General features: G+C 41.3%; 10 protein-coding genes and 1 riboswitch. Of the genes, 1 reads left to right on the forward strand and 9 read right to left on the reverse strand.

The window, feature by feature from the left end:
• Nucleotides 1-94 precede the first annotated feature (94 nt).
• From AN389_RS07545 to AN389_RS07555, 3 genes are all read right to left on the reverse strand, one after another.
• The gene (locus AN389_RS07545; RefSeq protein WP_055015623.1) at nucleotides 95-2,839 is read right to left on the reverse strand and encodes a TonB-dependent receptor; all 2,745 of its coding nucleotides are present in this window, start codon (nucleotides 2,837-2,839) and stop codon (nucleotides 95-97) included.
• Between the two features lie 186 nt (nucleotides 2,840-3,025).
• Nucleotides 3,026-4,000: an aldose epimerase family protein gene (locus AN389_RS07550; RefSeq protein WP_235575960.1), complete on the reverse strand. Its 975-nt coding sequence runs from the start codon at nucleotides 3,998-4,000 to the stop codon at nucleotides 3,026-3,028.
• 188 nt (nucleotides 4,001-4,188) lie between these two features.
• Nucleotides 4,189-4,578, reverse strand: a complete 390-nt coding sequence (locus AN389_RS07555) for a thioesterase family protein (RefSeq protein ID WP_055015625.1) — start codon at nucleotides 4,576-4,578, stop codon at nucleotides 4,189-4,191.
• A 36-nt stretch (nucleotides 4,579-4,614) separates the two neighbouring features.
• Between AN389_RS07555 and AN389_RS07560 the strand changes: the two genes are divergently transcribed.
• On the forward strand, nucleotides 4,615-5,319 hold the full coding sequence (locus AN389_RS07560) for a 2OG-Fe(II) oxygenase (protein WP_055015626.1): 705 nt from the start codon (nucleotides 4,615-4,617) through the stop codon (nucleotides 5,317-5,319).
• Between the two features lie 75 nt (nucleotides 5,320-5,394).
• On the opposite strand, the gene AN389_RS07565 is transcribed toward AN389_RS07560, so the two are convergent.
• From AN389_RS07565 to AN389_RS07590, 6 genes are all read right to left on the reverse strand, one after another.
• Nucleotides 5,395-6,630 (reverse strand): cysteine desulfurase-like protein, encoded by a 1,236-nt coding sequence (locus tag AN389_RS07565; protein ID WP_055015627.1) that lies wholly within the window; start codon nucleotides 6,628-6,630, stop codon nucleotides 5,395-5,397.
• 9 nt (nucleotides 6,631-6,639) lie between these two features.
• Nucleotides 6,640-7,272, reverse strand: coding sequence for a 2OG-Fe dioxygenase family protein (locus tag AN389_RS07570; protein ID WP_055015628.1), 633 nt, complete (start codon nucleotides 7,270-7,272; stop codon nucleotides 6,640-6,642).
• A gap of 198 nt (nucleotides 7,273-7,470) precedes the next feature.
• A complete protein-coding gene (acnB, locus tag AN389_RS07575; protein WP_055017734.1) occupies nucleotides 7,471-10,068 on the reverse strand; it encodes a bifunctional aconitate hydratase 2/2-methylisocitrate dehydratase in 2,598 nt (865 codons plus the stop codon).
• Nucleotides 10,069-10,376: 308 nt separating this feature from the next.
• Complete coding sequence (locus tag AN389_RS07580; RefSeq protein ID WP_055017733.1) at nucleotides 10,377-11,435, reverse strand: OmpA family protein; 1,059 nt, start codon at nucleotides 11,433-11,435, stop codon at nucleotides 10,377-10,379.
• 334 nt (nucleotides 11,436-11,769) lie between these two features.
• The gene (locus tag AN389_RS07585; protein WP_055019533.1) at nucleotides 11,770-13,176 is read right to left on the reverse strand and encodes a YdiU family protein; all 1,407 of its coding nucleotides are present in this window, start codon (nucleotides 13,174-13,176) and stop codon (nucleotides 11,770-11,772) included.
• Between the two features lie 2 nt (nucleotides 13,177-13,178).
• Nucleotides 13,179-13,883 (reverse strand): DNA-3-methyladenine glycosylase I, encoded by a 705-nt coding sequence (locus AN389_RS07590; RefSeq protein ID WP_055019534.1) that lies wholly within the window; start codon nucleotides 13,881-13,883, stop codon nucleotides 13,179-13,181.
• Between the two features lie 194 nt (nucleotides 13,884-14,077).
• Nucleotides 14,078-14,274: riboswitch (Lysine riboswitch) on the forward strand.
• Nucleotides 14,275-14,351: the final 77 nt, after the last annotated feature.

Raw genomic sequence — 14,351 nt, forward strand, 5'->3', positions numbered from 1 at the left:
CATTTTGTGCAAATTAGCTACTAACTTTATTAGTAACAGTACTTATTATGCACTGCAATGAAAACTAAGAGGCTATCGCTGCCTCTGCTATCAATTAAAACGTACCGCGAATACCAAACGCGTAACGTGAGCCATTATCTTCTACAGAGTAGATTTGATTAGCAAAACGGCCCGTTTGCACTAGCTCTTCTTCAGTAATGTTGATGCCTTCGGCAAAAATAGTGAAGTTTTCGTTGATGTCGTAGCTTGCACTAATATCCCATTGACCGTACGTTTCTACGTTCACTGGTTCGCCGTTAAAGCCGTTATCAACTAAGCGTAAAAAGCCTTCACGGTTGTTAAATGCAACACGTGCCTGCCAATTATCTTGCTCGTAAAACAATACTAAGTTTTGCGAATCACCTAAGCCTTCAAGGGCAAATGTTTGTGAAGTATCAGAGCCAACACTAATGTCGCTATCTACTACTGTGGCATTAGCAATAAAACCAAAGCCGTTTTCAAACATATGAGTTACACCGATTTCGTAACCCGTTACCGTTGCAGACTCACCATTTTGCGGGCGGCTCACAGTGTAAACTTCTGAGCTACCGTTAAGCTCGGCATCGGTTTGGTCAGTACAGGTTGTACACGCAAAATCAGGGCCTGTACGGTCAGTCATGTCGTATGTTTCGTCGCCGGTTAGGGTAACAATAAAGTCATCCACTTCTTTACTAAATACGGCAAAGCTAAATAAGTTAGCGTCGTTGTAATACCACTCATAAGAGATATCCCAGTTTTCAGACTGGAACGGCTTAAGAGCTGGGTTACCACCACTTGCTGTTAAGTTTTGACGACGAGGCTCGTTAAACGTGGTCGCAGGTGATAACTGTGACATAGTAGGACGAGTAATACTGTCGTACGCTGCAAAGCGTAAAATCATGTTGTCTTGCAGTTCAAGCTTAACGTTAAACGACGGAAGTAAGTTTGAGTAACTTGTCCCTTCTTTAATGTCTGTTGCCGGGCCAAATACATTTTGGAATAAAGTGGCATCAGAGGTAGGAATAACATCACTGATAAAACTTTGTACAGCAGCTACTTCAATATCTGTTTCTGAGTAACGTGCACCCATGTTAACTGTTACTGGCATATCAGCTAGGTCAAAACCAATGGTAAAGTCCATGTAAAGGCTAGTGATATCTTCGTTAATTGTGTAACGGTTATTTTGTAGTGTTGGCTCAACAGGGAAACCTTGATCAGCTAGGTAATCAAGCATTTTGTCGCCGTCGTAGCTATAAAATGTATCGATCAAACCTGGGAAGTAGTTACTTGCTGAATACGCTTCAAAATCAATTTCATCAAGTGGTGCTTCAGTGCCGTAACCACAAAATTGACATTGGCTACCAAAAATTTGGAAGCTTGATTTTTCACGTTCTTGACGATATGCACCAAAGTTAATGCGATCAACTGGGCCTTTATCTGGTACGTACTCAAAATCGGCTTTAATTTCGGTAATTTCATCTTCATCAGTAAACTGGTTACCAATTTCGTTGTAGTGAAGACGCGCAAGGCTTGCATCTGGCAGCGAGCCATTTTCAAAGCCATCATGCTGTACGGTAGGAACGCTACCGGTGCCATCAAAGCTGTAGCTGTTAATAATACCCACTACGTTAAAGCGGTCGTTACCTGCACGGTCGTTTTCAGCTGTTGAGCGAGACACGTCAAATTTTGCTTTTAATGACTCGTTTACTTGCCAGTCAACGTTAACGCCAAACGCTTTGTTAGTTACATCACGCGAGTTACGTGTGTGCGATACAAAGTCGGTTGCTGGGTTGCCACTGGCGTTACCTAAACCTACTTCTTGCGTAAAGGTAAGTAAGGTGCCCGTTTCAGGGTCGATTGTTGCGCTACCGACGCGGTCTGGTTCAAACCAAGACGCTAAATCGCGCACTGATGAGTCCACTTCAAATTTTGAAATTAAACCATCTACGGTAATAGTAATATCATCAGACGGTGCATATTGTAATACTAAGCTTGCATTGGTACGTTCGCGGTCTTGCTCATCTACAACTTGGTCCCAGTTACGTGGGATGTATGCATTGTCGTATAACACGCCATCTTGTGGGTTTGAAATTGTTTGTCCACCACGCCAACCCGCCGTTAAAATTTGGTTGTTTTGCAGCTTACGTTGTTGGTTAGTGATGGCAAAAAGCACACCAAGCTTGTCGTCGTTAAACGTATTACTTACTAAAAATGAAGCCGATGGAGATACTTCTTCAGAAAGGCTTTCGTACATACCTTTTACTGAACCAATTACGTGTAAGCCACCAAAATCGAATGGACGGGCTGTGGTTACGTTAACCGTCCCCCCAATGCCACCTTCTTGAAGCGTTGCACTGTTACTTTTATAAATATCTGCACCGGTGATTTGATCTGCTGCTAATACATCAAAGTTAAATTCACGACCCGCGCTGTCTGTTGCAATTTGACGACCATTTACAAGGACCGTATTAAATTGTGGACCAAAACCACGAATGGTTACTGCTTGCCCTTCACCACCACTACGGTCAATGGCTACACCTGTGATACGTTGCAAAGACTCTGCGACGTTTAAATCAGGAAATTTACCAAGATCTTCTGCTTTAATCCCATCGGTTACAACATTAGATGCTTTTTTATCTAACATTGATGAACGTAAGCTGCTGCGAATACCCGTTACTGCGATAACCTCAACATCTTTATCTACTGTCGGTGTGTCGCCTTCAGCGCCTTGAGCTGCAACGTTACCGCTTGCCAATATGCCTGTAATAGCAATACTGAGTGCGGTTTTCTTGTTGAACGATAACTTATTGTTAATTATCATTTTTTAAAAACTCCTGATTGTGTGTAGTCATTTTGTTGTTGTGCGGTGTGTATAGCTTCAAATACTATTTATAATATAAATACTTTAAATTGAGCAAAAGTGCAACCTTTTCCTTAATTATGGCTATCTTTTTGTTACGTGTATTTTTCTTTTTATTTTCTTTAATTTAACAGTGGAATTAGTACGTTATTGTGTAAATGAAAAAATTATTTGCTGAGAATATTCTTCATCCGGCAATAAATTAGCTTTTGGGAAATCGCTTCTGTTTGCTGCATTAGGCCAGTTTTGTGCCTCTAAGCATACGGCCTGGCGGGCTTTAAACGGGGAGCCTACAAAATTTGCTGTATAAAGCTGCATACCAGGTTGGGTACTTTTAAGGGTTAAATTAACACCCGTGTGTGGCGAGGTTAATATAGCCATAGTTTTTAAGCGACTGTCATCACTAAAAATATAGCAATGATCAAAGCCACTGCCGGCATTAAGTTGCGCATGGTGTGCACACAGTGCATCGCCAATGCGCTTAGGGTTGGTAAAATCAAAACAACTGCCCGAACCATCTTCATGATGGGCAAGCGGTATACTGTTACTATCGATAGGTAAATAGGTTGCGGTATTTATTTGCAGCAGGTGATCGTTAATGCTCTCGCTGCCTTCAAGATTAAAATAGCAATGGTTGGTAAAGTTAACGAGGGTTTCTTTATCGGTTTTGGCTTTATAAGAAAGTCTAAGCTCACCGTTACAAGCGGTTATGGTTTGCCAAACGTGTAATTGGCCAGGAAAGCCTTCTTCACCATCTGCCGAGCAATAATAAAGCTCCACTTCATTACTGTTTTGTTTAGTGACTTGCCACAGTACTTTATTAAAGCCTTTTTCGCCGCCGTGTAAGCTATTTGGGCCATTATTTGCTTTAAGTTGGTACTCTGTGCCTGATAATACAAAATGTGCGTTTTCAATACGATTTGCGTAGCGCCCGACTGTTGCACCTAAATAAAATGGGTTTTCTAAATAATACTGTGGGTCGCTCACTGCGAGCGTCATCTCTTGGTTATTAAACTTTATGCTTTTGATAATAGCGCCAAATGGCAATATTTCTGCAGTTAAGCTTTTACCATCGCTAAGCGTTATCACCTCTAACGGTTTATTGCCAGTTGTAGATGCCACATTCATTCTCCATAAACTACCTGCTCAACAGTACCTGTTATAGCGGTGCAACAATATATAATATAAATAGTATATAAGTAAGGAGCGTAACTCAATCAAATTACGTTAAAAAAACAGCTATAAAAATTTACAGCTGTCGCTTGTGGTTTACATAACCGCTCCTCGTTGCGTGGAGTACATACACCTAGTTAAATTAGGTGCTCGTTAAGTGCTGCCACTTCTGCCTCACTTAAATTTTGCTTAGCTTTGTTTTTAAAGTTATAACGCACTAATACCGTTTTACCCACAACACAGCATTTACCTTGCTGCCACGCCTCTTGCTTAATGGTAAAAGAGCTATTTCCTATATGCTCTACAGAGGTTTTGACAGTGACTTCGTGGCCATAAAATAACTCCCCTACAAACGATGCTTCTATTTTAGCGATGATCAGTTTCCAGTCGTGTGGGTTTAGATCGGGAGTAAAAAATTTAAAAATAGGGACACGTGCGGCTTCAAACCATACTGGTAGTACGGTATTGTTAATATGTCCGAGTGCATCTGTTTCGCTAAAGCGCGGCATCACTTTTTCAATAAACATAAAAATCCAAATAATAACTAAATAAAAAGGTAAATCATGACGGACTTTATCCACGTTATTGATAACGCGTTAAGCGATGATTTTTGCGATAATTTTATTACCACATTTTCTAACAGCCCGCATGTAAAACAAGGTGTAACTTCTGGTGGTGTGGACTTAAAAAAGAAAGACAGCCACGACCTACAACTAAACGCTTACCCAGAATACGCACAACAATTAAAGCATATTCAGCAAACCACTGCACAGCATGTTTTTAACTATGTAGAAGCCCACTTTTTTATGTTAATTGGCGCATTTGGCTTAAAAGTTTACCACCCAAAAACGGGGGATGTGGTGGATTTAACACAGGATAACTTTGACGAAGTGGGCAAACCCCAACTCTCTGTTCTGGTACAGCAAATATTTAGACTTGGGAACATTCAGGCGCAAAAGTACGAAATAAATAAAGGCGGCTACCCTTACTGGCATAGTGAAGTGTATCCACAGCTACAACATAATGAAGCGCTGCACCGTGTATTATTATTTATGTTTTATTTAAACGATGTAGAGGAAGGTGGCGAAACAGAGTTTTATTATCAAAAACGTAAAATTGCGCCTAAAAAAGGCACTATGGTCATTGCCCCTGGCTACTTTACGCACACCCATCGAGGTAATAAGCCGGTTTCGAACGATAAATATATATTAACGTCATGGGTGCTATTTAATCGTGCAGAGTACATATACGGTACACCTAAGAGCTAGCTCCTAAGTGATCAACCAATAAAAAAGCCATAAGGTTTTTACTTATGGCTTTTAAAATACTTGCTGGATAAGGCTTTAGCCCAATAACTCATCAAATAAATCAAATAACTTATCTAGCTCTTCGGTAGTGTTATAATGCATACAACCAATGCGCACTACACCGCCTTTATCAAGCACGCCTAATTGCTGACATAAGCCTTGTGCATAAAAGTTACCATCCCACACACAAATATGCTGTTTGCCTAAAAACTCAGACACCTCACGCGGCTCTAACCCTTCAAAGGTTAAAGCAAATGTAGGCGTACGTTCGTTTAAGCGCTCAAGGTCATCAATGCCAAATAGCTTAATACGCGGGTAATTTACTAAACGCGTTAAAAAGTACTCACTCAGCGCCATTTCGTGCTGCTTTGTTTTAGCAAACGCCGCAGTTAACTTTTCACGGCGTGTGTGGCTGTCGTCAAGTTCGCTAATTGCAGCAATGTAATCAACAGCGGCAATAAAACCAGCTAACGCTTCAAAGCTTTGCGTGCCTGTTTCCCATCTGCCTGGTGCTACATCTTTAGCTGGTTCTACTTTGTAAGGCGTAAAACCTTCAAGATGCTGTGTTTTACCGTACACCATACCTAAGTGAGGGCCAAAAAACTTATACGCTGAACAGGCCAAGAAGTCGCAACCTAGGGCCTGCACGTCAACAAGCTCATGCGGTGCATAATGCACGGCATCAACGTACACTAATGCGCCTACAGCATGAGCAAGCTCTATAATACGTTTTATATCGTTAATAGAACCTGTGGTATTTGAAGCGTAAGTTACCGCAACCAGTTTAGTATTGCTGTTTAATAAGCTTGCAAACTGCGCCATATCTAAGCTGCAATCAGTCTCGTTAATTAAAGCTGTTTGAACTTTAACGCCTTTATCTTGCGCTGCTTGCTGCCAAGACGATACATTTGAGAAGTGATCAGCGTTAGTCACAATAATCTCATCACCGGCTTGCCAATCGCGTGAAATAGCGCGACTAAAGCTAAAGGTAAGGCTGGTCATGTTAGGGCCAAACACTATATTTTGTGCACTTGGCGCATTCAGTAAGTCGGCCGCTGCTTGGCGCGCATTGGCCATTAACTCAACGGTTTTATCACTTGAAAAAAACGCACCGCCTAAGTTTGAGTTGTAATGCCCTAAATAAGCAGTCATTGCATTTAGAACAGACTGAGGTACTTGAGAGCCACCTGGACCATCTAAAAATATTGGCGATTTACCATCAACAGTTTGTATTAATGCAGGAAACTGCTCACGTAATTGCGCTATGTTCATGAGCACTCCTTAAGAGGTAAGTACAAAACAATCCAGGTAACCTGGCTTGCTTGCATCTACTTTGTTCATTGGCGTTGCATTGTGCCAAACTTGACGGTCGTTTATTAGTGCAAACATGCCGTCTTTAATTTCCATTTTAAAACACGGTTCGGCTTGCTTGTGTTCGTATACTAACAGCTCACCGCCTTCTAGGTTTTCGTGAGAAACACCACACACACAAACATGGTCAAAGCCATCTTGGTGCACGCCTTCAGGTGCCGCTGGCGTATCGCTATCAATAGCAAGCATTCTAAATTGATGTATTTCAATATCACGGCCTTCATCAATGCCGGTAAGCTCACAAAACTCACTTACAATGCTTTTCATACCCTCTGACTCAAGTAAGCTTTGCTCTAAGTTTTCATAAGTACGCTCAACATTACCCTGAAAGGTATTGATAGAATCGTCTTGAACAAATGCTTTGGCAGCTTGTAGTTTTAGCTCACCATTTTGAAATTTAATTACCGAGTAACGGCGCTTACGAAATTCACCATCTGCATATGGATTCGCAGGTAGGTTATCAAAAGAAGGCTTAACCAAATCAATATTTGCTTGGTTAATAAAACGTAGTTGCAGTAAATTCTGGTTGTTTAATGCAGTCATAAAATCTCGCTTAAAATAATGAGAATATTAAAAGAGATTTTAATGCATATAGAAAGGAATGTTTGCTTTATTATTTATATAAAAAGTGGGTAATGGTTATATTTAATTCAATTAAAACTCATTACAGCATGAAATATTCAATTTTATTTTAACCAATAAAAAACCCGCCTAAGCGGGTTTTTTTAAAACAGATTTAAATTATACAGCTTGCTGAATAATTACGTTGTCTGCTTTTTTAGTGTACTGAGGCATACGGTGGAAGTTCAAGTAACGATATGTATCTGCAGCCGTTGCATTGATTTTCTCTGCGTATTCTTGGTACTCAGCAGGTGTAGGTAATTTACCTAAGATTGCCGCAACAGCAGCAAGTTCGGCTGATGCTAAGAATACATTTGCGCCTGTACCTAGACGGTTAGGGAAGTTACGTGTTGAGGTAGAAACAACCGTTGCTTTATCAGCAACACGTGCTTGGTTACCCATACACAGTGAACACCCTGGCGTTTCGATACGCGCACCAACACGACCAAAGATACCGTAGTAACCTTCGTCAGTGAGTTGGTCTTTATCCATCTTCGTTGGTGGAGCTACCCAAAGTTGAGTTGGGATACGACCAGTAAAGCCATCTAGTAATTTACCCGCAGCACGGAAGTGACCAATGTTAGTCATACAAGAACCGATGAATACTTCGTCGATTTTCTCGCCAGTAACATCAGAAAGTAAACGCGCATCATCTGGGTCATTTGGAGCACAAAGGATTGGCTCTTTAATTTCTGCTAGGTCGATTTCTACAACGTGCTTGTACTCTGCATCAGCATCAGCTTCCATAAGTTCTGGGTTTGCTAACCACTCTTGCATTGCTGTAATACGACGCTCGATTGTACGTACATCGCCGTAACCTTCAGAGATCATCCACTTAAGCATAACAATGTTAGACTCAAGGTATTCGCTGATAGACTCTTTAGAAAGCTTAACAGTACAACCTGCAGCTGAACGCTCTGCTGATGCATCTGATAATTCAAACGCTTGCTCAACAGTTAAGTGCTCAACACCTTCAATTTCTAGTACGCGACCAGAGAATTCGTTGATTTTACCTTTTTTCTCTACTGTTAATAAGCCTTGCTTAATACCGTAGTAAGGGATTGCGTGTACTAGGTCACGTAAAGTGATACCTGGCTGCATTTCACCTTTAAAGCGAACCAAAATAGACTCAGGCATGTCAAGTGGCATAACACCTGTTGCTGCTGCGAACGCTACTGCGCCTGAACCCGCTGGGAACGAAATACCTAATGGGAAACGTGTATGTGAGTCACCACCGGTACCTACAGTATCTGGTAATAACATACGGTTTAACCAAGAGTGAATTACACCGTCGCCAGGGCGAAGTGAAACACCGCCACGGTTCATGATGAAATCAGGAAGCGTATGGTGAGTGTTTACGTCAATTGGTTTAGGGTAAGCAGAGGTATGACAGAATGACTGCATTGTTAAATCTGCAGAGAAACCTAAACATGCTAAGTCTTTAAGCTCATCACGTGTCATAGGACCTGTAGTATCTTGCGAACCTACAGTGGTCATTTTTGGCTCACAGTATTGGCCAGGGCGAATACCTGCTACGTTACATGCTTTACCAACCATTTTTTGTGCTAGTGTAAAGCCTTTATCAGACACTTCTGTTACTGCTGGTACTTTAAATACGTCAGTCGCACCTAAACCTAAAGAGGTACGTGCTTTGTCTGTTAGACCACGACCAATGATTAGAGGAATACGGCCGCCGGCACGTACTTCATCTAAAATAACGTCTGATTTAAGTTCAAAAGTAGAGATAACGTCATCAGTACCGTGACGCTTAACTACACCTTCGTATGGGTAAATATCAATTTGATCACCCATGTTGAACTCATCAACATTTAACTCAATTGGTAACGCACCCGAATCTTCCATTGTGTTGAAGAAGATAGGCGCAATTTTGTTACCTAAACATACACCACCCACGCGCTTATTAGGTACGTATGGGATGTCATCGCCCATAAACCAAAGCACAGAGTTGGTTGCCGATTTACGAGAAGAACCCGTACCTACAACGTCACCTACGTATGCAAGCGGTAAACCTTTCGCTTTTAACTCTTCTAACTGTGAAATTGGACCAACTTCACCTGGTTTTTCAGGGTTAATACCGTCGCGCTCATTTTTCAGCATAGCTAAAGCATGAAGCGGAATATCTGGACGTGACCATGCATCTGGTGCAGGTGATAAATCATCTGTATTTGTTTCACCCGTTACTTTAAATACTGTAACAGAGATTTTTTCAGCAACGGCTGGCTTGTTAGTAAACCATTCTGCATCTGCCCAAGATTGGATAATCTTTTTAGCATGCTCATTACCTGCTTTTGCTTTTTCTTCTACGTCATAAAATGCATCAAACATTAATAATGTGTTTGATAGACCTTTTACAGCGATAGGCGCAAGTGTTTCGTCATCAAGTAGCTCAATCATTGGGGCGATGTTGTAACCACCTAGCATTGTACCTAATAGTTCTGCTGCTTTTTCTTTAGATACTAATGGAGATTGTGCTTCGCCTTTAGCAACTGCCGCTAAAAAGCCTGCTTTGATGTATGCTGCATCATCAACACCTGGTGGTACACGGTTGACGAGTAAATCTAAGATGAACTCTTCTTCGCCCGCTGGCGGGTTTTTAATTAGTTCAATAAGATCAGCCGTTTGCTGAGCATCTAATGGCGCTGGTACGATACCTAACGCGGCACGTTCTTCTACGTGTTTACGATATTCTTGTAGCACAATATTGCCCTCTTGGTGACGTGAAAGTATTCGGTAGCGCCTCATGCGCAAAAAAAGTAACCCAATACTTATAGTATTCTAACGCGGGATTATAAAGCTTTTATGTATAGATGAAAATCCATCCAGCTAAGCAACTGATTATACCGACTATAAATATTATGAATAGTGGTGAGCGCAAATTCTATTTTCGTGAATGTTTGTTAAGTAATAATCATTCTTGTTTAATCTGATTAATATTGCATATGCTGTTTTAAAGGCATAAAAAAACCCAGCACTAAGCTGGGTTTTTAAAATAAAGTAAGTAACTATTAACGCTTAACTTTTACACGTTCAATAGATTTTACATGTGCTTCTACACGACGGTTTTCAGCGTGGGCTTCTTTCGTGTTAGCTGTATTTTTAAGACGTTCTTCACCTAGACCAACAGTTGTAATGCGATCTTCAGCAATACCATCTTTAATTAGCTCTTGTGCTACATCATCAGCACGCTTTTTAGAAAGCATCTTGTTGTAGTTTGCATTACCTACCGCTGACGCGTGGCCTTCAAGTAGTACAGTTGTATCTTCGTGCTCTTTTAAAAACTCAGATACTGATGCGATGTCGTCAAAGTAACGTTGACCAACTTGTGCAGAATCATGTGGGAAAGTAACTAATAAGCTAGTTGTTACTTCACGGTCTTCGTATAAAGTACAGCCATCGCCATCAACAGCGTCTGTCATTGGCGTATTAGGACACTTATCATCTTTGTCTAAGATGTTATCGTTATCGCTGTCTTTAGGTTCAACAGGAACCTCTACCACTGTGGTAGGTGCTGGTTCTACCGGCTGTGCAGGCATAGAGTTTTGGCCAAATAAGTAGTTAATACCAATTTTAGCGCCTACATCTGTGTAACCTTTATCAAGACCTTGATATACCGCAGTTTCAGCGTTTACGAAAAAGCCATCAGTAATAAAGTGTTGGTAACCAACACCTGCGTTTAAGAATGTGTTGTCATCTACTACGTCCATTTCTTTAATACCGAATAGACCGTAGAAAGGACCGCCGTCAAGGTGGTAAAGTGCATCAATACCGTAACGCTCGCCGTCGATATTATTACGATTGCCCGCAGCTTTATCGAACGCGTTAAAGTCCATATCTGCATACTCAAGGCGTGCGCTCCAGTAATCGCTGAAACGGTAACCTGCTTCTACACCCCAACCAGTTGACTCGTTTACGTCAAGACCAGCTTGAGCGCGCATGTTTTCCCATGACGCATCATAGTAGTCACCAAATGCACCAATGTAGAAACCTTCTTCTTTATCAGCAGCGAATGTAGACGCGCTAGTTGCAGCTAACGCAATTGCAATTGTAAGTGATTTTAATTTCATTGTTTTCTTCCCATTTTAACAACTTAGAAAATTGTAGCTAATCAATACTAGCTCAACCAGTTTTGTACACACTACCCGAGCTTTTGTTAATCGATACTTAACGAAAAATAAAGTTTATAAATTTTTTCAACGATCTACAGGCATTCCAACCACCAATTGTAGGTTAAGTAAAAATTTTTACCTAATCTGCAATTAATAAATTAGGGTAATTTATTAATAGTTACTGTTTGTGAATGCGCACAATACCACTGAGCGCCTAACTGCTCAATCATTGTACACTGCATTATTTAAAAATGACTATTTATAATCAAAAACTTACAATTAATTACAATACTTAAGTACCGCAAAAAGTTTGATAGCCCTTGTCATCTTTACCTGTCTCTTGAAAGCGGGCTAAATTAGCTGTTTTATCATAGGGCTTACTCATCACCGTTAAGAAGTCGCTTAGCAGATCGCTCTCGCCGTATTGATTATATTGTGCAAGGATTTCTTCGACGATGTGATTACGTGGAATAACCCTTGGGTTGGCCGCTCTCATTAGGTTGTAGCTGTTTTCATCACACCTTTTTTGCCATAACTGGGCCCATTGCGTTAATTCATCTGGCACTTTGCCACCATTTAGTGACTCGGTAAGGGCATCAAAGGTATTGGTATAATCGAGCTTATGCTCTTGGAATAACAATAATAACTTACTTACAAGCTCCACATCGTCTTCGTGATAACCTGCTAAGCCTAATTTTTGTGCCCACATTTGATTATATTGCTCGTTAAATAACGTAGAAAACTGATTAATTAGCGGCGTCATTAAACTTACAGCTTGTTCGTCATCTTCATCTATCAGCGGTATTAGGCTCTCGGCTAAACGCGCGCAGTTCCAACTTACAATATTTGGCTGATTACCATAGGCATAGCGACCTTGCTTATCAATTGAGCTAAACACGGTATCAAAATCAAATGTATTCATCATTGCGCACGGGCCGTAGTCGATAGTTTCGCCGCTTACAAGTGTGTTGTCAGTGTTCATAACGCCATGAATAAACCCCACTCGCATCCAGCTAATAACCAGTGCTAGCTGACTATTTATAACGGCTGCTAAAAAGTCTAAATAACGCTGTGCGCCTGTTGACTGAATACTTGGGTAATGGCGTTCAATGGCTGCATCAGCTAGTTTTTTTAATCCCTCTACATCACCTTGGGTTGCTAAATACTGAAACGAGCCAACGCGAATATGACTACTTGCTAAGCGAGTCACAATTGCGCCTGGTTGCGGTGGATTACGATAAACGGCTTCGCCTGTGCCAACAACAGCCAAACACCGCGTAGTTTTAATTCCTAACCCATGCATAGCTTCGCTCATGATATACTCACGAATAGCGGGACCTAGTGCACATCGTCCATCGCCTCCTCTTGAAAAAGGAGTGGCCCCTGAGCCTTTTAGCTGAATATCCCACAGCTGACTTTTATCATCGCTGATAGCACCCAGTAAGTGCGCTCGCCCATCACCCAAGCGCGGCGAAAAGTGCCCAAACTGGTGCCCAGAATAGCCAAGCGCTACAGCACTTACCGGTTGTGGCTCGTTACCAGCAAAAGTACTAGCGCGCAGCGCAGGCTCAACATCTATATTAAACTGCTGTGCTAACGCTTCATTCCATAAAAGCAATTGCGCGGCTGCAACGCTTGATGGACTGTCCTCTATTGCGAAGTTATCTGCTATGTCTGTGTATCTTGGCACTAGTTTCATGGTTAACCCTCTGTTTGTTGGCTTATGCCTACGCGATTGTCGCCCACGCTGTAAGCCACAATTAAGCTAAGTTCTTGCAGGCTCAAACCACTTTGCTTTTGCATTTCGTTAAAAAACGCCTGTGCGGCAGTGAGGGATTTTTTAGTTTGCAGGCCGCCATCGATAATTTTGTGCGCTCTTAAGTAGCTTTCTACATCTCGCGAAAGTAAAAAAGTATCTTTACCAAGGGCTCTTAAGGCATACGGGCCAGTATTTCCACCCAAACGTGCGCCGTGTTTTTTTAAATATGCCCATAAACCAATAATGTCATCGTTTGGCCAGTTAGCTACAAACTTGCTAAAACTGCCATGTTGCTGAGCTATTTCGTGGATCATGTAGGCATTTTCAGGAATTGTTTTTACCTTTTTATAATTACGAATAATGCGCTCATCCGTTGCTTTTTGCTCAAGCATATCGGGCGGCATCATAAGTAATTTATCAACACTAAACTGCCAAAAAACCTCTCTAAAACCCGGCCATTTACTGTTTATTACCGACCAGTAAAACCCGCTTTGAAATACTTTTCGGGTAAATTCTTCAAGCCAATCGTCGTCACTTAATGCGCTTAATGCTTTTTTAGATAAGGGTTTTGCGATTAATAACTTAAGCATTTTTTCAGAGCCTTTTCGCTCTACAGCTCGCTTATAAATATCGCTAAATTTTTCCATACTTATTAAATACCTCATCACTGCTCATAGGGTTAGTTTACGAGAAAAGCAGCCAATACGTAACCACCCACATTTTCGATGAACTAATCTGTATCCTGCAACTTGACACCTAGACGGCTAAAATGTTTTAATCGCCGCAATTACCCTATTTAAATTGTATTTTGTTAAACCTTTTGCGGTTAAACAAAATACAAAGGGCTAGAAGAGGTGCGTTATTCAGGTAGCGTATGTTAGGAGCGCAAACTCCAGTGAGCATATGTGAGGGGAATACCGCCGAGAGGTAAACGCTTTTGCGAGGCAATTACTTCGGGCGACTAGGTTGAATCCTAGCGACTGTCACCAATAGCTGTTTTAAAGCAGCTTATTAGTTTGGTGGAGAGCTTCTGGTCTTAAATAATAAGGCCGTGCGCCCTATTATTTTAAGCCCATTCGCTCTTCGAATACTGTTCGAACGACGTTAATGCGGCT

The organism is Pseudoalteromonas sp. P1-7a, from assembly GCF_001401855.1.
Lineage (GTDB): Bacteria > Pseudomonadota > Gammaproteobacteria > Enterobacterales > Alteromonadaceae > Pseudoalteromonas.